The sequence below is a fragment of the Moorena producens PAL-8-15-08-1 genome (assembly GCF_001767235.1).
Lineage (GTDB): Bacteria > Cyanobacteriota > Cyanobacteriia > Cyanobacteriales > Coleofasciculaceae > Moorena > Moorena producens_A.
This window is the reverse complement of the sequence record NZ_CP017599.1, coordinates 7,060,259-7,083,788: the sequence shown is the minus strand read 5'-3', so window position 1 is coordinate 7,083,788 and position 23,530 is coordinate 7,060,259. Positions and strand designations below refer to the sequence as shown.

Annotated in this window: 19 protein-coding genes and 1 pseudogene; 14 read left to right on the top strand and 6 right to left on the bottom strand. The window is 43.6% G+C overall.

Going from position 1 to position 23,530, the window contains the following annotated elements; all coding sequences use genetic code 11:
• Position 1: 1 nt before the first annotated feature.
• Entirely contained in the window at positions 2-1,225 is a 1,224-nt protein-coding gene (locus BJP34_RS25930; protein WP_070394830.1) for a quaternary amine ABC transporter ATP-binding protein, read from the top strand.
• 206 nt (positions 1,226-1,431) lie between these two features.
• Complete coding sequence (proX, locus tag BJP34_RS25925; protein ID WP_202972024.1) at positions 1,432-3,438, top strand: glycine betaine/L-proline ABC transporter substrate-binding protein ProX; 2,007 nt, start codon at positions 1,432-1,434, stop codon at positions 3,436-3,438.
• A gap of 449 nt (positions 3,439-3,887) precedes the next feature.
• Here proX and lgt read toward each other — a convergent pair whose 3' ends face one another.
• Positions 3,888-4,766 carry a prolipoprotein diacylglyceryl transferase gene (gene lgt, locus BJP34_RS25920; RefSeq protein ID WP_070396883.1) on the bottom strand — a complete coding sequence of 293 codons (879 nt, stop codon included), beginning with the start codon at positions 4,764-4,766 and terminating at the stop codon, positions 3,888-3,890.
• A 178-nt stretch (positions 4,767-4,944) separates the two neighbouring features.
• Between lgt and BJP34_RS44550 the strand changes: the two genes are divergently transcribed.
• Entirely contained in the window at positions 4,945-5,109 is a 165-nt protein-coding gene (locus BJP34_RS44550; protein ID WP_158517481.1) for a hypothetical protein, read from the top strand.
• A 121-nt stretch (positions 5,110-5,230) separates the two neighbouring features.
• On the opposite strand, the gene BJP34_RS25915 is transcribed toward BJP34_RS44550, so the two are convergent.
• Positions 5,231-5,428: a hypothetical protein gene (locus BJP34_RS25915; RefSeq protein ID WP_070394829.1), complete on the bottom strand. Its 198-nt coding sequence runs from the start codon at positions 5,426-5,428 to the stop codon at positions 5,231-5,233.
• Between the two features lie 58 nt (positions 5,429-5,486).
• Between BJP34_RS25915 and BJP34_RS25910 the strand changes: the two are divergent.
• The 6 genes and pseudogenes from BJP34_RS25910 to BJP34_RS25895 all read left to right on the top strand — a co-directional run.
• A pseudogene (locus BJP34_RS25910) lies at positions 5,487-6,572 on the top strand (RNA-guided endonuclease InsQ/TnpB family protein); the annotation flags it as partial.
• Positions 6,573-7,152: 580 nt separating this feature from the next.
• Positions 7,153-7,581 carry a reverse transcriptase N-terminal domain-containing protein gene (locus BJP34_RS50115; protein ID WP_324610957.1) on the top strand — a complete coding sequence of 143 codons (429 nt, stop codon included), beginning with the start codon at positions 7,153-7,155 and terminating at the stop codon, positions 7,579-7,581.
• 64 nt (positions 7,582-7,645) lie between these two features.
• On the top strand, positions 7,646-8,872 hold the full coding sequence (locus BJP34_RS25905) for a group II intron reverse transcriptase (protein ID WP_324611094.1): 1,227 nt from the start codon (positions 7,646-7,648) through the stop codon (positions 8,870-8,872).
• A gap of 141 nt (positions 8,873-9,013) precedes the next feature.
• The gene (locus tag BJP34_RS50110; RefSeq protein WP_324610956.1) at positions 9,014-9,136 is read left to right on the top strand and encodes a hypothetical protein; all 123 of its coding nucleotides are present in this window, start codon (positions 9,014-9,016) and stop codon (positions 9,134-9,136) included.
• A gap of 311 nt (positions 9,137-9,447) precedes the next feature.
• Positions 9,448-10,248 carry a type 1 glutamine amidotransferase gene (locus tag BJP34_RS25900; protein ID WP_070394828.1) on the top strand — a complete coding sequence of 267 codons (801 nt, stop codon included), beginning with the start codon at positions 9,448-9,450 and terminating at the stop codon, positions 10,246-10,248.
• A gap of 636 nt (positions 10,249-10,884) precedes the next feature.
• A complete protein-coding gene (locus BJP34_RS25895; protein WP_070394827.1) occupies positions 10,885-11,694 on the top strand; it encodes a hypothetical protein in 810 nt (269 codons plus the stop codon).
• A gap of 171 nt (positions 11,695-11,865) precedes the next feature.
• On the opposite strand, the gene BJP34_RS25890 is transcribed toward BJP34_RS25895, so the two are convergent.
• Positions 11,866-12,444: a hypothetical protein gene (locus tag BJP34_RS25890; RefSeq protein ID WP_070394826.1), complete on the bottom strand. Its 579-nt coding sequence runs from the start codon at positions 12,442-12,444 to the stop codon at positions 11,866-11,868.
• 45 nt (positions 12,445-12,489) lie between these two features.
• Complete coding sequence (locus tag BJP34_RS25885) at positions 12,490-12,819, bottom strand: hypothetical protein (RefSeq protein WP_070394825.1); 330 nt, start codon at positions 12,817-12,819, stop codon at positions 12,490-12,492.
• A 710-nt stretch (positions 12,820-13,529) separates the two neighbouring features.
• Here BJP34_RS25885 and BJP34_RS25880 point away from each other — a divergent pair.
• The 3 genes from BJP34_RS25880 (at position 13,530) to malQ (ending at position 19,456) form a co-directional block, all read left to right on the top strand.
• On the top strand, positions 13,530-15,887 hold the full coding sequence (locus BJP34_RS25880) for an NACHT domain-containing protein (RefSeq protein WP_070394824.1): 2,358 nt from the start codon (positions 13,530-13,532) through the stop codon (positions 15,885-15,887).
• 600 nt (positions 15,888-16,487) lie between these two features.
• Complete coding sequence (locus BJP34_RS25875) at positions 16,488-17,705, top strand: RNA-guided endonuclease InsQ/TnpB family protein (RefSeq protein ID WP_070394823.1); 1,218 nt, start codon at positions 16,488-16,490, stop codon at positions 17,703-17,705.
• A 233-nt stretch (positions 17,706-17,938) separates the two neighbouring features.
• Complete coding sequence (gene malQ / locus BJP34_RS25870; RefSeq protein ID WP_070394822.1) at positions 17,939-19,456, top strand: 4-alpha-glucanotransferase; 1,518 nt, start codon at positions 17,939-17,941, stop codon at positions 19,454-19,456.
• Positions 19,457-19,878: 422 nt separating this feature from the next.
• Here malQ and BJP34_RS25865 read toward each other — a convergent pair whose 3' ends face one another.
• Together BJP34_RS25865 and BJP34_RS25860 are read right to left on the bottom strand one after the other, a co-directional pair.
• Entirely contained in the window at positions 19,879-20,667 is a 789-nt protein-coding gene (locus BJP34_RS25865) for a helix-turn-helix domain-containing protein (RefSeq protein ID WP_070394821.1), read from the bottom strand.
• 31 nt (positions 20,668-20,698) lie between these two features.
• The gene (locus BJP34_RS25860) at positions 20,699-21,454 is read right to left on the bottom strand and encodes a pseudouridine synthase (RefSeq protein WP_070394820.1); all 756 of its coding nucleotides are present in this window, start codon (positions 21,452-21,454) and stop codon (positions 20,699-20,701) included.
• Between the two features lie 147 nt (positions 21,455-21,601).
• Here BJP34_RS25860 and BJP34_RS25855 point away from each other — a divergent pair, with 147 nt between their 5' ends.
• Positions 21,602-22,336, top strand: a complete 735-nt coding sequence (locus BJP34_RS25855; RefSeq protein ID WP_070394819.1) for a DUF2993 domain-containing protein — start codon at positions 21,602-21,604, stop codon at positions 22,334-22,336.
• A gap of 732 nt (positions 22,337-23,068) precedes the next feature.
• Entirely contained in the window at positions 23,069-23,416 is a 348-nt protein-coding gene (locus BJP34_RS25850; RefSeq protein WP_070394818.1) for a hypothetical protein, read from the top strand.
• Positions 23,417-23,530 lie beyond the last annotated feature (114 nt).

The window sequence follows — 23,530 nt, the reverse complement described above, 5'->3', positions numbered from 1 at the left end:
AATGACTACTATTAATTCAAACCCCAAAATTCGTATTGAACATCTGATTAAAATTTATGGCGAAAAACCCCAAGCTGCCCTCAAACTATTTCGCCAAGGTGGGAGTAGGGATTCTATCTTAGAAAAAACCGGTCAAGTCTTAGGTATTGCCGATGTCTCTATGACCGTCAATAAAGGAGAATTGTTTGTGGTAATGGGGTTATCCGGTTCCGGAAAATCCACCCTAGCTCGCTGTATTAACCGCTTAATTAATCCCACCAGCGGCAATATCTATATCGATGATGAAGACATTGCCCATGTTGATGAGAAGCGGATGCGAGAGATTCGCCAGAGCAAGGTATCAATGGTGTTTCAGCGATTTGGATTATTTCCCCACAAAACAGTTGCAGAAAATGTAGGGTATGGTCTCAAGGTCCGGGGGATAGATCAAGGCAAACGCCGCAAAAAAGCCTTGGAAACCTTAGAAGTAGTAGGTTTATCCCAATGGGCGGATTATTTACCTTCTTCTCTGAGTGGTGGGATGCGTCAACGGGTAGGTTTAGCCCGCGCTTTAGCCACAGATGCCGAGATTTTACTTATGGATGAGGCATTCAGCGCCCTCGACCCCCTAATTCGGCGGGACATGCAGGATGAATTACTGCGACTCCAAACAGAACTGCACAAAACCATTGTATTTATCAGCCATGATATTCAAGAAGCCCTCAAGATGGGCGATCACATAGCAGTGATGAAAGACGGTTATATTGTCCAAATTGGCACACCAGAAGAACTGATTAACCAACCAGCTGACGACTACATCAGTGCATTCATCCAAGATGTTAACCGCGCCCAAGTCCTAAAAACTGGCTCAATTGCTCGTCAAACCCCTGCCTTAGTTCTTACAGAAAACTCTGCTACGGCTGGACTGGAACAGATGATAGACCATCACCTCCAACAAATGTATGTTGTCGATGAACACAGCAAACCAGTTGGAATTGTCAAGAAACAATGGCTCGAAGCAGTCCTCCAAAAAGGCAGTGAAGACATTACTGAAGTGATGGAAACAGATTTCCCCACAGTCAACGCTTTAACCCACCTAGAAGATATATTTCACCTCTACCGAGATGGACTTCCTGTTGCTGTAGTCGATACTGACGGTACATTCAAAGGAATGGTCGAACAGTCTGATCTTATCGCTAGTATTGGCAAACCTCAAAAGCTTGTCCAAGACAAGGTAGCTGAATAGTAAATGCTGAATGCTATTACGTGAAGCTATCAGCTATCAGCTGATGCCCTAAGCCTAGGCTAAGCCAACAGCTGTTGAATAAAAGACGTAAGCATTCGTTTAATCTTAGTTACGGAAAGGTGAATGCTGATAGCTGAATGCTGAAAAACCAAATATCTAGATAAATCGACAATCTATACTATAAGAAGGTTCCTCGGAATAGTATTGTGTTCAATTCTTTAATTCTATCCCTTAATAATATCGCAACAAGCCAAGTCGGTCTAGATATTATCTTGAATCCCTTTGAGCTTTATACCTTACCCCTGGACGAGTGGATTACCGCAGTAGTTAATTTCCTAGTTGACAACTTCCGTCCCTTCTTTCAAGCAATTAGCTTGCCCATTACCTGGACTCTGGAAGGGATACAATCGCTTTTCCTATCGATTCCTCCCCTAATTTTCCTGATTATTCTGGGCTTGATAGTATGGCAAATTGCTGGGGGTAAAATTGCTATTTATAGCCTTATAGCCTTGACCTTGATTGGCTTTTTTGGAGCTTGGGAACAAGCCATGACTACCCTGGCGCTAGTGGTGACAGCTGTAGTCTTTTGTGTGGTGATTGGCATTTCCCTTGGCATTGCCTGTGCTAGTAGCGATCGCGTCGAGAAACTCCTGCGACCCCTGCTTGATGCCATGCAAACCCTGCCCTCATTCGTCTATCTTGTCCCAGTGGTAATGCTATTTGGCATTGGTGCAGTCCCCGGAGTAATCGCTACTTTAGTCTTTGCTGTTCCCCCCCTGATTCGCCTGACCAACCTAGGAATCCGACAAGTATCTACAGAAGTTGTCGAAGCTGCGATCGCATTTGGTTCAACCCCAAGACAAATGCTTTGGGAAGTGCAAATTCCCCTAGCAATGCCAACTATCCTAGCTGGAGTCAACCAAGCCATCCTATTAGCACTATCGATGTCGGTAGTGACTTCTATGATTGGTGTCGGGGGATTGGGACAGATGGTCTTACAAGGTCTCGGTCGGGTGAATGTCGGACTAGCTGCTGTGGGAGGATTAAGCATCGTTCTGATTGCGGTGATGCTCGACCGGATCACTCAAGTGGTGAGTCAAGGCAACAACCAAATCCCTTGGCTAGAGCGAGGACCGATTGGTTTTGTGCGTTTGAGGTTAACCAGTAAACAACGGACTGGGACTAGTGTTGCTGTAACGGTTTTAGTGGCATTGCTTGTGGGTTTCATGAGCTGGCAACAAATTCCCCAAGCTACAACCGAATTAACTGCATCAGAAATAGCCCTACCTGGGAAAGGGGTGAACGTACGCTCTACCTATGGTTATCTAGCCGATTCACAATTCATGACACACATCGTTAACACAGCTCTGGAAAAGCTCGGTTACGAGATTGAAAAACCCAAAGAACTCCAGCCAACCACCAGCCACATCGCTTTGGGTAATAACGACCTCGATTTTACCGCTAGCCACTGGGAAAACCTGCACACAGAATTCTTTGAAAAAAATGGTGGCGACAATAAATTAGAGCGAGTTGGAGTTATTGTTTCTGATCTTTTGCAAGGGTATCAGATTGATAAAAAAACTGCTGAAAAATACAATATCACCAATTTGGAGCAACTCAAAGACCCTAAAATTGCCAAACTTTTTGACTTTGATGGCAATGGTAAGGCAAATTTAGCTGGTTGTATTCCCGGTTGGGGATGTGAGTTAGTTATTGAGCATCACTTAGATGCTTATGGTCTCAGGGATACTGTCGAACACGACCAAGGAGAATATAGCGTTTTAATTGCGAATAGCATTGCTCGCTACAAACAAGGAAAACCAGTCCTTTACTACACTTGGACTCCCCTATGGCTGGGTACGGTATTAAAACCAGGTGAGGATGTGGTTTGGCTAGAAGTTGCCCAAACCAATCTACCAGGACCCCAGAAAGGGTTGACAGAAAAACATACTTCAATCGATGGTAAAAATCTCGGATTCGCGGTGGATCAGATCCGCTTTGTGGCCAACAAAAAATTCCTAGCAGCTAACCCAGCAGCCAGACGATTATTTGAGCTATTTAATATGCCGATTGAGGAGCTTAATGCTGAAAGCTTACGAGCCAAAAACGGCGAAGATAGCCCAGCAGATATCCGTCGCCATAGCCAAGAATGGATTAAAAAGAATCAAAAGTTGTTTGACAGCTGGGTTGAAGAAGCTAGAGACGTTGGATAAACTTCTGGAATTTGAGGTTTCCTATAATTTACGAGAACATTAATATTGTCAAGCTTGAGTAATTGGTAATTGGTAAAGGGGAATTGGTATTTGTGATTACTCCCGAGTAATAGCAGAAGTCACAAGTCACAAGTCACAAGTCAGAAGTCAAACTCTTGCGCTTACTTAGGTTTGAGACTTTTGTCATGTCCGCGCCTGCCCTGGGGACTCCTATACCAGAGACTCAACTATAGGTAACATGCCCTCGAATCATCCGTTGCGCGATCGTAAGCATTAAGCCGTTGGCTGATACGCGACACGCTGATAGCTTACGCGCGATCTTTCCAATATCACAACTAATAACAAATTGGTATATTCCAAAATTGTCCGGATTAACCTGATATACCCAGTAAAAAGAAAGTGGTAGATGCACCCTGGTAAAGTCCTAGAGCTAAACTCTGGGGCTTTTTTTATTTAGATACCGTATCCCACTGCTGATTATCGACTGGAACAACATCTGGCAAAGACCGACCCATCCAATACAGCCACCCTAAACCAGCAACTCCCAATGCGATCGCAACCAAACTGACCACTTGAGCAATGCGTAATGGACCGAGCATCAGACTATCCATCCGCAATGCCTCAATCCAGAAGCGACCAGTACTATAGGCGACCATATAAACTAGAGCCATCGTCCCTACCTTCAGATGGGGTTTGCGGCGTAAATCCCGAAAGAACAGAGTCATCAGTAACCCAAAGACCAATAAGTTCCACACAGACTCATAGAGAAAGGTGGGATGGAAATAGTCAAAATTCTGAAAGCCTGGGGGACGCTGTAGTGGTGGAATATACAATTTCCAAGGCAAATCCGTGGGAGCGCCAAAGGCTTCGGAATTAAAGAAATTACCCCAACGTCCGATTGCTTGACCTAATATCAGAGAAGGAACTACTAGATCAACTAACAGCCAGACAGACAGTTTATTGAGGCGGGCAAAAATTATTGCAGCTAAGATACCACCCAAGATAGCGCCATGAATGGCAATCCCACCATTCCAAATCGCAATAATTTGGTCTGGACGCTGGGCGTATTGTTCCCACTGAAACAAGACATAGTAAAGTCTGGCTCCAGGAATCGCAGAAATCACCAGCCAGATAGCCAAGTCGCCCAACAAATCTGGGTTAACGTTACGACTCTTGGCTAGGTATTGGGACAGGCTAACTCCAATTAACACTGCTGAGGCAATCAATAGTCCGTACCAGCGGATTGTTACCGGTCCGAGTTCAACGATTATCGGTCCAGGAGAAGCAAATTGGAACCCTAGGGTTAGAGCAGAGATTGCTTGCAGCATTGATTTATCCATAGGCAGCAAACCACAAATTTCATTGTAGTCTCCTACAGCATCGGTTAAGTCATCACAAAACTAGGTCAATTGATAATGGGGTGATGAGAGGATGGGATGATGGGGTGTAATGGTTATAGAAATATCTTGATCAAGTGCTTGGTCGAGGTATCGCACTTTGTCAGCCATGCAAAGCGCGAGTGGGGGAAACCCCCGTCAGACCACTGCATCGCTTGTCAACTTCTATCAAGCCATCCGGGAACGTGAGAACCCTGCGTCTAATGACCGGGTCAGAAGTTACCGCTTGAATAAGGCAGCCTTTATGGTTGGTCGGTTATGGGTAAAGGGTTAAAACTTTGAGGCGCGCTTTCGCCGTCGCGAAAGCGCGCCTCCATGATTAAGGCTGCCTTAATAAACAGGTTTCGTCTCCGGGATGAAACGGACGCGACGGGGTTTACCCCGCCGTGTCCCTCTTATGTTTTGTCTATTTCACTTCTAATCCAGCGTTCAAGGAATTCACCAATACTGATTCCGGACTCTTTAGCTGAAAGCTGCAACCACTTCCAAGCAGTATCAGTCAATAATATGCCATGTTGCTTTTTCAACTCATCATAATAAACTGGTACACCTCTCATCCGTTTCTTTGATTTCTTTTCTTTAATGCTTGACATAAATTAGAACTCTCAAGTATACTAATAGTACTATATCAAAGCAATAAAACGACAGGAAGTGTATAGAACAGTCCCAGTAAAATCTACTTTTTCAGATGAAGAAAAGGCTTTCTGGGTGTTTCAATGCGAACAAGCAAATAACTTGACGAACTGTGCAATTTATTACGCGAAGAAGAAGCACTATGACTGGCTTCGCGAACAAGTCGAAGCTTATACTACCTACTGGCGTAGTGATACCCTCAGGTTTGGCTGGAAAACATATAAATGCGCAGTAAGGTATCCAGAAATAGATAAGGCTCTTAATAGGAGTCCACACTACAAGGCTATGGCTGCCCAATCAGCTCAGCAAACCTTGAAGTCAGTGGGGGAATCTTTAAAAAGCTACAACCAATTGGTTGGGAAATATTACAAAGGAGAAGTTGATAGGCCGAGACTTCCTAGGTATCGCAAAAAGGGAGGATTAGCGGCGGTTACTTTCCCAAGACAAGCCCTTACCTACAAGCAAGGATTATTCTGGCCGTCAATTAGCAAAGAGTCTAAGCCTGAATTACTTTGCGATATAACACTGTCTCCTCCAGATTTCATAGACCCAGATTGGGTCAAAGAGGTAACTATCCGACCATATCTAGGTCAGTTGTGGATTGACTGGGTTATCGACGACGGGAAGCAGCCAATAGATACCAACCCCAATCTTGACTACTCTCAAGCATGGAGCTTTGACCATGGTGGCGATAATTGGTTGACCGGTGTATCGACCCATGGGAAAAGCCTAATTCTTGACGGTCGAAAACTGAAATCAATGAACCAGGGGTATGCTCGCCTGGTAGCAAAATACAAAGCCGGTAAACCCGATTTTTATTGGGATGCGAACTTGTATAAAGTTCAACGGAAGCGGAACAACCAGATGCGGGATGCAGTTAATAAAGCTGCCCGTTTTATTGTCAACCGCTGTCTTAGCGAACGCATTGGCAATATTGTAATTGGATGGAACGAGCGGCAGAAAAACTCAATAAACATAGGCCGAAGGGGCAATCAAAATTTTGTCGTAATCCCGACAAAAAGACTAATTGAAAGATTAAAACAAATGTGCCCTGAGTATGGTATCAAATTGACAGTAACTGAGGAGTCTTATACGAGTAAAGCGTGTGCGATTCGTTGACTAGAAACCTAACCCAATAAGGGTAAAAGGGGGATTAGTCACAAGGTATTAAACCTTGAGAACTTGGTAACCATGTTGGTGAAAGACCAACCCTCGCAAAATCCGAGTGACAGCCCTACCCCTAATCACTGAGAAATAACAAACTCTAGGTTAAAGCGGGGTCGAACAGCGAAGCTCTACCAGCCTAAAGGTGGGGTTAGTAGCAGGCAATAGAACTCATGGGTACGAGAGGAAGATACGTAAGAACCATCGTAACTGGTAAGTAGCGTAATAGGCTGAAACGCTGCATGCAAATAGCTATAGAACAAAACAGGATTATAGGATTACGCTTTCTTATAATGATTTTCCTGGTTCTCGGTGGAGAGTATCACCCTAAAAGTTCAATAGAATGGCTGCCAGGAACGAAGTAACTCCATAGGTGCTCTCAATGAGGTCGGTCATTGAGTAGGTAGTTAGCCCCATGGCCTATGTGAGAAGGATTGAATCAGAAGCTAACGCCTAGATTAACACCTAGGATACGCAGACAGATTCACGTGATAAGGAAAGGATATAGCAATGAGTAGCAATGAAGAAGTCTAAAGCTCGGGGGTTTACCCCACAGTCAGAATGGAACCAGGTCGATTGGCGAAAACTAGAACGAACTGTGTTTAAGTTGCAAAAACGGATATATCAAGCCTCTCAGCGTGGCGATGTTCGCGTGGTAAGAAGGGTACAAAAAACACTGATGAAGTCCTGGTCTGCAAAAATGCTAGCGGTGAGGAAGGTAACACAACAGAACAAAGGTAAAAAGACTGCCGGAATAGACGGGAGAAAAGCTTTAACCAACAAGCAGCGCCTAGTCTTAGTAGCCAACCTTAAAATACACAAACGACCTCAACCTACCCGCAGAGTATGGATAGACAAACCCGGTCGTAAAGAAAAACGCCCCCTTGGGATACCCACCATATACGACAGAGCGCTCCAAGCCCTTACCAAACAGGCATGTTTAACCTGAATGGGAAGCACGTTTCGAGCCAAACTCATACGGGTTCAGACCAGGAAGGTCATGTCATGACGCCATACAAGCAATATTTAAAAGCATCAAACAAATGCCCAAATGGGTATTAGATGCCGATATTGCCAAATGTTTTGACAAAATCAACCACGATGCTCTTCTAAATAAACTGAATACCTACCCATCCATGAAACGGTTAATCAAAGGTTGGTTAAAAGCCGGGGTAATGGATGAAGGAATATTCACATCGACAGACGAAGGTACTCCCCAAGGTGGAATAATATCTCCACTTCTGGCGAACATAGCCCTCCACGGAATGGAAAACAGGATAAAGGAATACGCCGAAACCTTACCCGGAAATAAACGGAGAAATAAAACGGCATTAAGTCTAATCCGATATGCAGATGACTTCGTCATAATGCACAAATCCAAAGAAGTGGTAGAAGAATGTCAAAGAATCATCATAAAGTGGTTGGAAGAAATTGGCCTGGAACTAAAATCCACAAAAACCAGATTGGTACACACCTCAAACGGCTTTGAATTCTTAGGATTTAATGTACGTCAATATCAGACGGGAAGACACCAATCTAAGCAAGGATTCAAAACCCTCATCAAACCCTCGAAGAAAAGAGTGAAAGAGCATTGGGAAAAGCTATCCAAGGTCATTGACCGACACAAGGCTGCTCCCCAAAAAGCTTTAATAAGCAAACTAAAACCAATAATAAGAGGATGGTGTAACTACAACAAATGCGTTGTAAGTAAAGAAACCTTCTCAGATTTGGATAACATGCTCTGGAACAAACTTCAAAGATGGGGATATAGAAGACATCCAAACAAATCCAAGACCTGGGTAAACAAGAAATATTGGGGAACCAAGGTTGAAAAACCTAAGAAATGGTACGAAGCTCCTAAGGTTGATAACTGGGTATTTATGGCAAGTGAAGATAATTATTTACCTAAACATGCCAAAACAAAAATAATCAGGCACAACAAAGTTAAGGGAGACAGAAGTATTTTCGATGGAGACCTCATATATTGGAACACCAGAATGCAAAAGCATCCCGAGATGACCAGTCAAAAGGGAACACTTTTGAAAAGGCAAGAAGGGAAATGCAATCATTGTGGACTCATATTCAGGGACGGGGATTTTAGGGAAGTACACCACATAATACCACGCGCAAACGGTGGAAACGACCAACTCAATAATCTTGAGCTACTTCACCTACACTGCCACGATGCAAAACACAGAAAGAAAATCAATCTAACAAACTTAGATGATAATCCCTTTTAGAGGTATCAATGACAATGATTCCTTTCATGAGGAGCCGTATGACGGGAAACTGTCACGTACGGTTTTGAAGACGAGTCGGCTGGGGGCGACCCCCCGACTTAGTTTAACCTTTCTTAGACGAGGATCCACTACCAAAACACGGTGAAAAACCCAGTGGGTGGCAACCTTCGGGAAAAAGGGTCAGACGTGGTCTCTACAGGACTAAAAAAGGATACCTGGTTAATGCTGACTCAAATGGAGCTGCAAATATTGCCAGGAAAGTAGCCAAACAGTTAGATCTTGATCTAACCAAGATGGGTAGGGGAGCATTGACACTCCCACATCGTTATGACATTTTTAAATCTCTTAAAAAATCATACCGAATAAGTAGTGAAACCGCACGGGAAAACCGCTGCGGTTTAACAACCTTATAGAATCCCCCGTGCTTCAGCCGGGGGAGATGTCAATACTTGACCAGCTCTGTAGCATTCTCTAATCTGGAGTGCAATGGTGGGAAGCAAAAGCTTGGATCAGCTTCTCCCACAACTGCTCAGCAGACAGTATAAGGCGAACAACCAAATCACCTTCAACCCAAAATGAATTCCGAACAACTAGAATTAACTTTAGGCTGGCTTTACCCTACCCTAATGAGTACCTACGGCGATCGCGGTAATGTCATCTGCTTACAACAACGAACCCAGAGGCGAGGCATTAGAGTCAATGTAATCCCCCTCGATCAGCAGACTCCTGCTGAGCAATTCTATAAAGTGGATATCTTCATGGGTGGTGGTGCTCAAGATAGACAGCAAGAAATTGTTATGCGAGACTTACAAGGTAGCAAAGCCAATGCCCTACAAGAAAAAATTGAAGGAGGTACACCGGGGGTATTTACCTGTGGCTCACCTCAATTGCTAGGTCACTACTATGAACCAGCTCTAGGTAAGCGGATTCAGGGATTAGGGTTGCTGGATTTGGTCAGCAAGCATCCTGGCGTAGATGCTCGCCGTTGCATTGGTAATGTGGTATTTGAGATTACTGCATCACCCTTAGCCCAAGACTTAAAGGCTATGCTCGGGAAAAATCCAGTAGTGATTGGCTTTGAAAATCACGGTGGTCGTACCTATTTAGGTAATGTCGAACCCCTAGCTCAAGTGGTCAAAGGATATGGTAACAATGGGGAAGATGGCACAGAAGGAGCATTTTATCGGAATGCGATCGCAACCTACTCCCACGGTCCACTGTTACCGAAAAACCCCTTTCTTGCTGATTGGCTGATCCAAACTGCCCTCAAGGAAAAGTATCATATACCAGTGTGCTTAGAACCACTGGATGATACCTTAGCAACCAAAGCACGGGCGGCGATGTTTAAACGTCTTGCCCTGACTAACCTGAGTTAACTAAGACTACTAGCAAGAAGTCGTAACTCTTACGGGTAGTAGGTAATCGGACATGGTACAAATGTCTACTAATTACTAATAATCCACAGTCCCGACTTCAGTGGATAGCCCCTTAATGGCTCGTAAACGAATAGACTACTAAGTATACCCCCTCCCAAGCGGTTGAGCGAGGGAGTTGGTCAAGTAAATCCGTCAACAGGGATGTCAGCACCCCGCTCTGAAGAGACGGAGCCTTGTGCGAAGCACACGCTTACGCAAACGAGCCTCTTTCTTTAGGTAGCTGACCAGCCTAAGTCTTACGAGGACTACGTTATCGGCAAGGGTTAAAGTTCCTACCTTGGGATGCGTGCCAGTCTCAAGCTCTAGAACCGGGTGGTTAAACAGTTGTACGAGGGGTAAGACAGTGCCATCTGGATAGTACCGACCGATAACATTGGCTAGGCAAACTTAACCCCAGAAATGGGAGTTTTGGGGGATTTTTTAAATCCCTCACCCTGAAAAGGGTGGTTTGACGGCGGTTAAAACCGCTGGTTTTGTAGTTCCTCCGCGCTTTAAAAGCGGTGCGACCCCGGCGAGAGATCTCGCCATGGGAACGCGCACCAAGACAGACGCGGTTTCCCTACCCCGTAAAGTCAGATGACTGGAAAAGTAATCGATAGCAGTGCCACTGGAATTCTCATTCTGATCATCCCCGTCGCATTGGTGATGGTTCTGTTGCTAAAGGCATGGCCAATAGTACTGGCCATACTTACCCTAATTATCATCATCAGGCTTTGGCAGCAATATCAATGGCAGAAGTGGACTAAGAAAGTTAATCCCTTCTTCAATCAACTGATTAAAGATAACCAAGGCTGTCTGACACCCATTGACTTGTCGATCAAGGCCGATATTTCTGGAACTGCAGCCAAACAGTATTTAGACAAAAAGGCACAGGAGTTTGGAGCTCAGAGTCAAACCTATGATGACAAAGGCACTGTTTATTACTTTCTGACCGCTAGCGCTCTCGGTAGTATCTTTGATGAGAGTGAACCATCCTTCGAGCTTGAGAGTGAATCCTCCTTGGAGCCTGAGAGTGAATCCAACACCAGTCAAGCAACCCCGTCTTTGGAACTACAGCTCCAAAAAGATGAGTTCTCTAGCAGTGACATCCCAAAATTGCTAGAAACTCCAAGATCACAAGAATCTGTTGCCTCAAAACTAGCTGCCTTTACTGCTGATGCTTCAGGTGATCAAAAAAACTCGGTCAAAAAGAAGCAGGATAAGAAAGTTGATCAACCTCTAATCCAAGCCGAATTAGCGAAGCGACTGAATGTTCATGCCAGCACAGTTGGTAAACGTAAATCTGATGCTGACTTTTCACAATGGAGTAAAAGTAAAGATCCAGACGGAATTGCCTGGGAATATTCATCACAGAGAAAGGAGTTCTTGCCAATTGTGAACAATTAGGAAAATCTCGATCGTGAATAAATTTTAATTAGTCATTAGTAATTTATTTGTGATCTGTACCGAATAACTAATGACTAATCAGTCAGCTTACCAGAATCATAAGTATTCAAACACCTATTATATCATACTAGCAATGATATAATACTACCTAAGGTTAGAAGAAGCTGGGAACTAGGAAATGGAATGAGCAAGTTCTGCCTGGGTTCGGGAATTAAACCTGTCGAGAGAATCCCATTTATTCAACACTTGGGATTTGAGTTGTTCAAATTTGATCTTTAGTATGCGTCTGCTGACTATGGGTTGAGCTATAGGTTGTGAGGCTTGACCAGTATTAGCAGACTCTTGTAACATCTGGCATTGTTGGGGTGTAAGTGTTACGGTTATTACCTGGTTACAGCGTTGTGGTTCTTCAGAGGAAAACAAAAGTAGTCGATAGAAGCCTTTATCTGCTAAACAACGAGTAATGGTCTGAACTTTCGAGGTTTTCAAGTCTAGATAGCAAGGGAGTAACCGAGAGTCGTTTTCTGTAGACTGAAGTACAGTAACCCATAGTAGCATGGGATGAGGCGAATTGATGAAGATAAATTGACTGTGGGGCTTGCTGAATAGATAATACTGAATTTCCTGTGGGGATAGCATCAAGCATAAGGTGGCAAAATTTCCCAAGCTGCTTGGTAAGATTGCAGGAAATACAATTTTGCTAATTGGTTTATCCTGGGGCCAGGATTGCTGTAGACACACTTGTAACATTTTAACTCCTGATATATTTATAGTCTAATAAACCTATGAATAGCATCATTGAAAACTACCTAAGCTTAAGGCAGAATCAATGAAATATTCCTCCGTCACCGTTGATGCTGTTAATTGGTGAAACTTGACATGCCATAAGGTTTCAGGTAAGTTGTCTACGCTCCCTAAGAATGATAGTGATAAACTATTCAAGGGGTAAGTAGATTGTTGAGCAACTACTTCTTTAACGCCATCCTTATAATTCTGGAAAAACTTATTATTCATAAGGGTTCCAAAGATAAAATTTTCAGTCATTGGGGGAATACCATTGACAAACATCAGGCAGGTAGTGACAGCAGCTGCTTCGATAAAGGTTCTCCAATAACGATGGTTCATAAGTAGAGTTAAGTTGATTGAGATCTAGAAATAAGGCTTACTATGACACCAAGTCAGTAATCAATTACGGTCGTTATCATACCGTTAGTCATGGTTCACAGTCCTCTTCACCTAAGGCCTAAAGTGTACGGAAAATTACTGAATTGATGCTATAGTTTCAGGATGAAGTTTGGATGTTTGCGATTGCGTTTTTGTTGTGTTTGAGTTGATGTATACCAATTACTAAGCAGAAATGGGAGAGGGTGAAAAGCCAAAAAGCTTGCAGGCAAAATGAATATCTTCTTACCTGACGTTTAACCTCATCGTTTGTCCTTTGAACAATCAACGGTCGGACCCTTGAGAGTGGGATAGAAGAAAATATAGCAATCCGATTTGAGTTGTGAAACACCAGAAGAGGGGGAGAGGAACCTCAGACCGGAAGTGGAGGAACAGAAGGAAAAATTTTACCATGGTTTTTTTTGTATAAATGATTGAGGATTTCTATATACTTCTGACCCCATCACGTCATCACCCCATTACCCCATCACCCCATTACCCCGTCTGATCAAAAATTTACCATTGTGATCCGTTACTTGTGGTTCTTGACCTATTTTTAGGGAAATCTATAGGTGAGTGTCGAAAGATTTTTCATGACCTGTGGCTCTTGACCTATTTTTAGGGAAATCTATAGGTGAGTGTCGAAAGATTTTTCAGTAAATTAAGCTTGAGCTATGGCAAAGCGATCTCTCCAGGCATCTCCAGACGGCATCAGAAAAGCCAAACAGGCTTTTGAACGCAAGGGATGGACACAAGAATATTTTGCGGGTGAAATCGGCATAGAAACTCGCCAACCGATTTGGAAGTTTTTTGCCGGTAAACCCGTTGACCGCCGCGTTTTTAGCGAAATCTGCTTTCATCTGGATTTGGAGATGGAAGAGATTGTCGCTATACCAGAAGATGCTCAGATAGATGCAGAAAAAAAAGCAGCTGAGGACAAAAGTAGAGTTGATGCAATCGTCACCAAAGTGCGATCGCACTACCATGACAAAATTCAAAATCAGTGTGGCACTCTACGCCTATTAGATATTGCTCGACCGGTGAGTTTAGATCACATCTACGTAGATGTGAATATTCTCGAAGAAATCACTAGTCAACGATGGTTGGAAATTGACGATTTGCAAGGCTTCCCAGCGGAAGAATTTGACCGCTTGGGTATAGGGAAAGTGCGCCGGGAAAGCATACCAGGACTGCAAGCGGTAGAACGCTATCCTAAAATGATGGTGCTAGGTAAACCTGGCTCTGGGAAAACCACCTTTTTGCAATATCTGGCTATTCAGTGCAATCAAGGAAATTTTCAATCGGATCGGGTTCCGATTTTGATTCGATTGAAAAACTTTGCCGAGGATGCTATGGTCGAATGTAGTTTCAGCCTATTTAACTACATTAATCAAGAGTTTCAAAGTTGTGGTATTTCAGAACAAGATATTGAAACTCTCCTCAGTTATGGCAGAGCCTTGATCTTAATGGATGGCTTGGATGAAGTCCCGGAAACTGCCAGTAATCAAGTTATTCAACAAATCCGCAAGATTTCAGAAAAGTATTACAAAAATCAGCTGATCATCACATGTCGCATTGCAGCTCAACAGTATCGATTTCGGGGGTTTACTGAGGTTGAGATTGCTGACTTCAAACCAGCACAAATTCAACATTTTTCTAAAAAGTGGTTTGTGGCGGTAGCAAGGAATGACCCAGAATCAGGTTTGGAGAAAGCATCTCTGTTTATCGAGCAGATGAAGCTGCCAGAAAATCAGCAAATTAGAGAACTAGCAACAACACCAGTCTTGCTGAATCTAGCCTGTCTGGTGTTTCAAACCAAAGCAGACTTTCCTGTTAAACGTTCTGATCTTTACCAGCAAGGACTAGACTTACTGCTGATTCGCTGGGATGAAGCCCGGGGTGTTAAGCGAGATGATATTTATCGTAATTTATCCTTGCCCCACAAGCTAGAATTACTTTCTCAATTAGCAGTTATCACCTTTGAGCAAGGGGAGTATTTCTTTGAAGAAATTCGGCTCCAACAATTAATTGCTGATTATTTACGGAAATTACCAGCAACTCAAAGCAACCAGGCAGCTCTAGAATTAGATAGCTTAGCAGTACTCAAATCTATCGAGGTGCAGCATGGACTATTAGTAGAGCGGGCACGACGAATCTACTCATTCTCCCATCTGACATTTCAAGAGTATTTTACCGCCAGAGCGATTGTGATCGGCACTGGGATGTCTTTGTCACAGCTAGTCGAACACCTACAGGAGAAACGTTGGCGGGAAGTATTTTTACTCACAGCACAAATGTTGCCAGATGCTGATCAGCTATTGTTGCTGATCAAGCAACAGATTAATCGGTTAGTCTGTTCAGAAATGGTGCTTGACTCAGTCAAACTGACACCAAGCGCTATGGCTTTAGATGATAACTTGACAAAGTTCTTGAACTGGATCGAGATCAAATCCCTCGAGATCTATACTCCCTACAAGCCAGCAGCAGTGCGTGCGTTTTACATGACCCTTGCCCTCCCTCCTAGCCATCCTCTTTCCCGGAATCAAGCCTTAGCTTTGGCTATTGATCACAGACTAGGAGGGGAGTTGGGTAGTGAACTTGCCCTAGATTTAGCTTTAGATCATGCTTTAGCTGTTGCCCAAGCTATGACACCAGAACTAGTTTACGACCGACTCAGTGCTCTTTACCTTGCCCTTGATTTGAATCACCTGACTGGGATTGAGTCTATCGGAGACTATCTAGAGAAGCTTAAAAATCAGCTACCTGACCTAGATGATGACGACCGAGATAGTATTCAAGAATGGTGGCAAAGTCATGGTTCGGAATGGGTATCACAATTAAGAGCCTTGATGATTGAGCATCGTAATATGGGTCACCAATGGGATTTGAGCAAGACATCCCAAGATTGGTTAGAGCAGTATAGCCGTGCTAATCACTTGCTAGTAGAGTGCCTCAATAGTAATTGTCAGCTGAGTCTGACGGTGCGCAAAGAAATAGAAGATACGTTGTTGTTGCCGCTGTGCCACTCGTAATTGATCCCTCACGGTGGATGTTGACCTGAAGGGGTGACAAGTAGCTTGTCACCCCTTCACCCTTTAAGCTACCGTAAACCTAATACGGGGCGAACAACCTTGGCCTTGGCCTTTGGGCCACGCGGGGCGCGTTTGGCCACGGGTGCGCGTTAAACCCGTAACCCTTAAACCTTTTTGACCCATGCTACGGTGATAATGTCTTGACACTCCTCTTCCTAGAAGAACGAGGATTCTTTCTTCATAGGGATTCTAATGAACTTGCCCGACTATTGCATACACCGTCTGCCCGGCGGCGTTTCAACCGGTGCGACCCGTGGGAAATTTAATTCGCCTACACAAAGCGCACCGGCAGAGATTTTTAACAAAAATAGCGGAATTCCCCACCCTCTTACAGGGTTTTGAAGTTACCGTAAGTAGAGGGTCGCCTTTATGGTTGGTCGGCTATGGTAAAAAGGGTTAAAACTGTTTGATTAAGGCGACCCTCTACTAAGGCGCGCGTCTTTAGGATGGATAGCGACTCAGGAATTTTACTACAAAGGTTGACGCCTTACTGCGAAATCTGTATAATAGTAATATGGGTCGATAATAAGCTTGAGTGCAGTGAGACATAAAGCCATCAAAGTAAGAATTTATCCCACACAAGAGCAAGTTCAAATATTAGCTCAGCATTTTGGATGCGCTCGCTGGTGGTGGAACTATGGACTAAATCAGTGCATAGAAACTTACAAGGCAACTGGAAAAGGACTAAAACAATCTGCGCTCAATTCCATGCTGCCAAAACTCAAAAAACAACAAGAGACTGAATGGCTAAAGGACTGTTACTCCCAGGTATTACAATCTGTAAGTCTCAACCTTAGTCGTGCATATCAGAATTTTTTTGAAGGCAGAGCAAAATATCCTAGATTCAAGTCATATCATCATCGCCAATCAATTCAGTACCCTCAAAATGTCAAACAAGTGGGTAACTGCCTTAAGTTCCCTGGAAAACTAGGAACTGTCAAAGCAAGAATTCATCGGCCACTAGACGGGGATATCAGAACTGTAACAGTAAGCAGAGACCCTTCTGGTAAGTATTACGCTTCTGTTTTGATGGAATACGAATCAACAGATGTGAAACTATCTAAGGAAGGGAAAGTAATTGGTATTGATTTGGGTATCAAGGATTTTGCGATCACCTACGATGGCGAAAAGACTTCTAAATTTGGAAATCCTAAACATTTAGCTAAATACGAAAAGAAGCTAACTAGGAAACAACGTATTGCTGCCCGCAAGAAAAAAGGAAGTAGTGGGCGAAGGAAAGCTAGAAAGATTGTAGCTAAGGTATATGAACGTATTGGAAATGTCCGCCAAGACTACCTTCATAAACTATCTAGGAAAATCGTAGACCAGAACCAGGTAGTGGTAGTTGAAAACCTAAATGTCAAGGGCATGGTTCGTAACCATAAATTAGCTAAAGCAATCTCTGATCTGAGTTGGGGAACTTTTGTAAATTTCCTCTCTTATAAATGTGTAAAAGAAGGAAAACTACTGGTCGAGATAGATCGGTGGTTTCCCAGCTCTAAAACCTGCTCTAATTGTCATTACCGAATCAAAGAGTTGCCACTAGATGTAAGATCTTGGATTTGTCCAAGTTGTGGCACTCATCACGATAGAGACGGTAATGCGGCCAAGAATATTAGAGCAGAAGGTATCAGAATGCTATCCTCCTCTGGGACGGGGGAGGTCAACGCCAGTGGAGAAGAAGTAAGACCAAAGCGAGGACGTCCGTCTAAGCTAAGGCGTTCTTCCGTGAAACTGGAAGCCCCAACCTCTACGTAGTAGGTTGGGGTAGTTCACATTCTCTTATTACAGCTTCCAAATTTGTACAAGATGCGCGGATTTTTGCTACCAGGGTTCCGGATCAGAAGCTGTCCGCTAGACCGACTACGCTTTTTATATATGCGCTTTACCGCTACCATAAATTATAGCTTAAAGCCGTCCTAAAAGGACGGGGCTTTAAACCCAAATTTTTTTGGTAAGGCTTACTTACTATTATTGTTGATTGCTTTTTTATGCCTTTTCCGAGATCTAGTGGTCTTTTGCTCCATCCGACATCCCTACCCAGTCCCTTTGGTATTGGTGACTTAGGTTTACAGGCTTATCAATTCATTGACTTTTTGGCAGAAAGCGCCCAGCAATACTGGCAAATCTTGCCCCTTGGTCCGATTGGGTATGGTAACTCTCCCTATGGCTCTTACTCAGCCATGGCAGGCAATCCCCTACTCATTAGTCCAGAACAATTGCAAAAGCAGGGACGGCTGTTGGATGAAGACTTTGCCAATCTACCAGAGTTTCCCCTTGACTCAGTGGATTATGATCAGGTAATTCAAACCAAGATGCCCCTGTTTTACCAAGCTTGCGATCGCTTCCGTGCCAACGCCTCACCCCAACAGCACCAGAAATTTACAGAATTTTGTCAAGCAAAAGCCAGCTGGTTGGAAGACTATGCTTTATTTATGGCTGTTCATGATGCGTTTGACCAGAGTAGCTGGCATACTTGGGAACGAGACATTGCTATGGCTCAACCCAAAGCAGTTGAGTATTGGCGGCAGAAATTGCAGCATGAAATTTATTTCTACAAATACCTACAGTTTGAGTTTTTCTGCCAGTGGTCAGCTCTCAAACAGTACGCCAATCATCACCAGATCCAGATTATTGGTGATATTCCAATTTATGTGGCTCACGATAGTGCTGATGTCTGGGCTCATCGGGAAATCTTTGCCATTGATCACGAAACTGGCGAACCCACACTCATGGCTGGGGTGCCTCCGGACTATTTCAGTGCCACAGGTCAGTTGTGGGGTAATCCAGTTTACAACTGGGAACAGTTACAGGCAGATAACTTCCAATGGTGGATACAACGCTTCCAAACTATCTTGGAGTATGTAGACATTGTGCGGATTGACCATTTCCGGGGATTTGAGGCCTACTGGCAAGTCAAGCAAGGAGAAACAACTGCCATCACTGGAGAATGGGTTAAGGCACCAGGAAAAGAATTTTTTGAAGTACTCCAAGACAAGTTGGGCAATTTGCCAATTATTGCCGAAGATTTAGGGATAATCACTCCAGAAGTAGAAGCATTACGCTCACGCTTCCAGTTTCCTGGTATGAGAATTTTACAGTTTGCCTTTAGTGGGGGATCAAGTAACCCTTACTTACCCTTTAACTATGTCCACAACTGTGTGGTTTACACCGGTACCCATGATAATGACACAACAGTGGGTTGGTTTAAAAAACTCTCTGGTGAAGATAAGCAGATTATAATGAATTACTCCGGATCAGTCAGCCAAGAAGGCATCCATTGGGATTTAATCCGATTAGCGCTCAGTAGTATTGCCAACCAAGCGATTATTCCTGTGCAAGATATTTTAGGTCTGGACACAGATGCTCGAATGAACTTTCCCAGTACCGTGGAAGGTAACTGGCAATGGCGCTATCCACCGAATGCGTTGAGTGAAGAATTGGCTAATCGCCTCAAAATCCTCACTCACACTTACGATCGTGCTCCCAGTTATGACTACCAAGCCTAGTTATATTGTATTGGAATAGTTTTAACAATTAATCCTATTAAGTTCATTATTGGTTGTTTATATTTTGACAAAAATGTTAATTATTAGTTAACAATCTTAAACTCACAATCCTAAACAATTCTATTCTATACAAGGGATTAACTGGACTTTATATAAGTTAAGTCGTTGCTATAGCATTTGACTTTGATATCTTCAAATTTAATTGATTAACCAAGGTAACAGGTGACATTAGGAAATAGAGCCTACACTTGTGAGCGTTTTATGGTAAATCAGCATTGGTTTTCATGCATCTATTTGGAATCTTAAATGCTATAAGTAAGTTGTTATTTTTTTAGTAACATTTATAGGTTGTTGCCCCCAATTATCTGCTTTTTTAATGTTTAAGATTGATGAATTTAATGCTTTTCCCATAGAAAGCTTGACTACTGAAGAGAGGGTCTAGGTTTAGCAGCAAAAGTTAATGCTTGTACTGCACCAGGAGCCCCCATCTGCTTTGCCTGTTGGTTATTGAACTCAACGATTACATTCCCAGCATCGCCAGCTTTAACAAATAGTTTTTCGTTAGCAACCCAAGTCTGGTGCGCTCCTTCTTCTAGGATGCCTTCATATTTTTTCTTGCCATCTGCCACGATCAGAAGCCAAGATCTACCTTTGAGAGTGATATCCACCTGAACTGGCTTATTTGGACCCGACGGTATCTTGGTTAAGGCTAACTGCGTTTGCGAGTTAGTTTGATCTAAATTACCGGGTGTCGGTAATGATTGAGCTGGAGACGAGTTTGGTTCCTTATCAGTTATTTGTGGCTTATAAGGGTTGATTAGGACAGATAAGCCACTCACTGAACCAATAACCAAGCAAATGTAGAACAAATAAAGATGAAACGGTCGCAGTTGAGGAACCCTACTGTTACCCCAGGAAAGTTTTGACCTTTTTACAGTTACCCCAGTGGGAAAAGCCTTGGCAAACTCGTCTCCATTTAAGCCTAGTGCATCCCCAAAGTGCTTGATAAACCCTTGAACATACACAGGTTCTGGTAATTGGTCTAGCTTGCCTTGCTCTATTGCCCTCAAAAATCGTGCATTAATTCGGGTGCAAGCGGCAATTTCCTGGATGGTTTTACACTGTTGAGTGCGTAACTGACACAGGTATGAACCCATTTCTTCCAGCTTCTTCTGTTGTTGTTGCTGCAACGGGACTTTGTTTTCATTCATACACGGTACTCCTCGACATCTGCTGGCATTTTTACTGAACAATGGTGGATTTACTGGTAAGAAAACTCACTTCTACATCATTCAAGGCACGGTAGTCACCACAAGGAAGAATTGGCTCTCCTGGTAGATTTAATTTAATCGGGCCAATAGCAGTACGATGTAGATGAATCACTGGATAGCTTAGCAGTTGAGCAACACGACGGATCTGTCGGTTTCTACCTTCCGTTAAGACTACCTCCAAAAGTGTGGATTGACCCTTACGCTTAAGTACACGGACTTTAGCGGGTAACGTTTTTTTACCCAGCAGATTAACACCTTCACGCCAAGTTTGCAGTACCGATTCTGGGGGATTACCCCGTACCCAAACCTGATACGTCTTAGGTATGTGATGACTAGGATGGGTCAGGCGAAATGTTAGCTCACCATCATTGGTCAGTAGTAATGCACCTGTAGAATCCGCATCCAGCCTTCCTACAGGATGAATCCCCTGACCCTTGGTTAGTTTATCCGGTAATAAGTCAATTACTGTCGGACGATTCTGGGAATCTCGGCAAGTGGAAACTACTCCAGCAGGCTTGTTCAGTAAAAGGTAGATAGATTGAGGTCGGTGATAGGGGTTTATCGGTTTGCCATCCACTTCGATTACATCTGTTTCTGGATCAGCTTTCTGCCCCAAATGTACAGTCGTACCATTTAGGCGCACTTGTCCTGCGGCTATCATCTTCTCGGCTCGACGCCGTGACGCAATACCCCACTGTGAAAGAATTTTTTGTACTCTTTCCTCCATGACCCAACATTTGGCTTGAGCTTTGTCTTCTGGACTATGGTGATGCTGAATTTAGTTTGCCTTATGCTTATAGTGTGCCCAGGAGTTGATTTCCATTAGACAACGACTTCAAAATACTATGTACAAATAGTACAAGAAGGTGTTCTTTTGGTTAAAACTCCGAAAAGCTCGAAGCAAAAGCCAAGCCAGATTATCAGCAAAGTTATTTCCCCAGCGCTACGGCTGTGGCTGCGATCGCAAGTAGAGGAAGTTGCTACATTGCAACTAAACATTGTGGGATGCGATCGCCAAATCCTGACTGGTTACATTCCTCAGGTTGCCCTTGCTGCCAACCAAGCAGTTTATCAAGGACTGCATCTAAGCCAAATTCAGCTCGAAGGCAGTAATATTAGACTCAACCTGGGTCAGATAATTAAGCGTAAACCCGTACGTCTTTTAGAACCAGTTCCCGTAGTGGGTCAGCTATTACTCCTAGAACCAGACCTGCAATCATCTCTTGAAGCACCCTTGTTATCTAACGCTTTGACGGAGTTATTATATACATTCCTTAAATCAGATGATATCATTCAACCCGGTAACGACCCAAAACAGCCACAAATACGCTGGGAAAAGATTAATATCAATATAGGACAGCTGACATTAAGAGGCATTTATACTAATCATGATGTTGGTACCAAGCTGATAGTAATTCGTGCTGGTATCCAACTAGCTACCCCCAACCAACTGGAACTGAACCCCTTGCAAGTTCAGATAGACCCTGATGCCCCCCCTCTTAGTTTAGATGGGTTTGTAATAAATTTAGGACCAGAGGTGGAGCTTCAAGAACTTACCCTGACCACTGGACAACTGATATGTCGTGGAGGATTGAAAGTAATGCCTTAGTCGTTAGTCCTTAATCGTTATTTATGATACTTTTAGCTGTTATTAATTAGCTTAAGCGCGTTTATATTGTGGCTATATAATTCATAATTATATCATTACCGCGTCATTACTCCGCTTCATTACCTGTAATAAAAGCATCCTTTCCATCCTTAGCAAAAAACCTACCCATAACACTTTTGTTAGGTGCGCTTACAGTCGTCGAATTAAATTCGCTCTTAGTGCGCGCCTTCTAGGGCGCGAGCAATCCCTCGCGCCCTAGGGTCGCACCTCAAGGTGCGCGCCTGTGGATGCAGTTGCTGATGGTTTGGGTTCTGTGTGCCCAAGCAAGGGTCCACACCTGTCAGCCATGCAAAGCGCGAGTGGTTAGAAGTTACCGTAAGACAGGCTCGCCTTGTCAGCCATGGAAAGCGCGAGTGGGGGAAACCCCCGCATGAAGGCGCAAATCACGCTAATCAATAAGTTTTAACCATGCATCTGCATAGCCTATCAACTATAAAGGCTCAACGTAATCAGGTTTCGTCTCCGGGGGAAACCCCCCGCAGGTCGGCGCTGCCTCCTGCTAACTACAGGCGCGCCTTATGCTATTCCTTATCCATTAGATAACCATCTTCCTTCCGTCATATTATTAAGTAATGTAACAATTTAGCTGTCATACCAGCTAAATGTCTTGACAGCTAGAGAGGAAGCCGATAAGGTTAAATACATACCCGGGTACAACGATATAAAAAATATATGCAAGACAAGCAAAAAGTTACTCTTTATCTTCCACCAGGATTGCACCGCCGGCTCAAAATTAAAGCGGCTGTTGATTCTGAATCAATGTCAGCTATGGTTGAGAGGGCGATTGTATTCTACATAGAACACCAAGATGTGGTTGAAGAGGTAGACCAATATGGACAAACCCATAAAGTATACCCCTGTCCTGAGTGTTCTAGTGACTTGGTTATCTCAGAGGGAAAATTAGTTGCTCTGAAAAACCAACCTGGTGTGATATCGGAAGAACTCCCAGTAGAAAAGGTAACAGCTAAAGTATGCTCCATTACCGATTCTCACGGAGAAGAGGAATTGGTTCCTTGTTAAGGTAGCCAAAGTTAAGGTAGACAAATTAGTCTACTCCCAGAGCCGACTTAGTTAGCTCAGTGGTTCAGTTGAAGATGTTTGGGCAGTTGTAAGCCGTCTCTAATATTAGGTAGA

Coding starts and splice junctions, on each gene's coding strand:
- BJP34_RS25930 (WP_070394830.1), top strand. CDS start 2: ATGACTACTATTAATTCAAACCCCAAAATTCGTATTGAACATCTGATT.
- lgt (WP_070396883.1), bottom strand. CDS start 4,766: ATGCTGCAAGCAATCTCTGCTCTAACCCTAGGGTTCCAATTTGCTTCT.
- BJP34_RS44550 (WP_158517481.1), top strand. CDS start 4,945: ATGCAAAGCGCGAGTGGGGGAAACCCCCGTCAGACCACTGCATCGCTT.
- BJP34_RS25915 (WP_070394829.1), bottom strand. CDS start 5,428: ATGTCAAGCATTAAAGAAAAGAAATCAAAGAAACGGATGAGAGGTGTA.
- BJP34_RS50115 (WP_324610957.1), top strand. CDS start 7,153: ATGAAGAAGTCTAAAGCTCGGGGGTTTACCCCACAGTCAGAATGGAAC.
- BJP34_RS25900 (WP_070394828.1), top strand. CDS start 9,448: ATGAATTCCGAACAACTAGAATTAACTTTAGGCTGGCTTTACCCTACC.
- BJP34_RS25895 (WP_070394827.1), top strand. CDS start 10,885: ATGACTGGAAAAGTAATCGATAGCAGTGCCACTGGAATTCTCATTCTG.
- BJP34_RS25890 (WP_070394826.1), bottom strand. CDS start 12,444: ATGTTACAAGTGTGTCTACAGCAATCCTGGCCCCAGGATAAACCAATT.
- BJP34_RS25885 (WP_070394825.1), bottom strand. CDS start 12,819: ATGAACCATCGTTATTGGAGAACCTTTATCGAAGCAGCTGCTGTCACT.
- BJP34_RS25880 (WP_070394824.1), top strand. CDS start 13,530: ATGGCAAAGCGATCTCTCCAGGCATCTCCAGACGGCATCAGAAAAGCC.
- malQ (WP_070394822.1), top strand. CDS start 17,939: ATGCCTTTTCCGAGATCTAGTGGTCTTTTGCTCCATCCGACATCCCTA.
- BJP34_RS25865 (WP_070394821.1), bottom strand. CDS start 20,667: ATGAATGAAAACAAAGTCCCGTTGCAGCAACAACAACAGAAGAAGCTG.
- BJP34_RS25860 (WP_070394820.1), bottom strand. CDS start 21,454: ATGGAGGAAAGAGTACAAAAAATTCTTTCACAGTGGGGTATTGCGTCA.
- BJP34_RS25850 (WP_070394818.1), top strand. CDS start 23,069: ATGCAAGACAAGCAAAAAGTTACTCTTTATCTTCCACCAGGATTGCAC.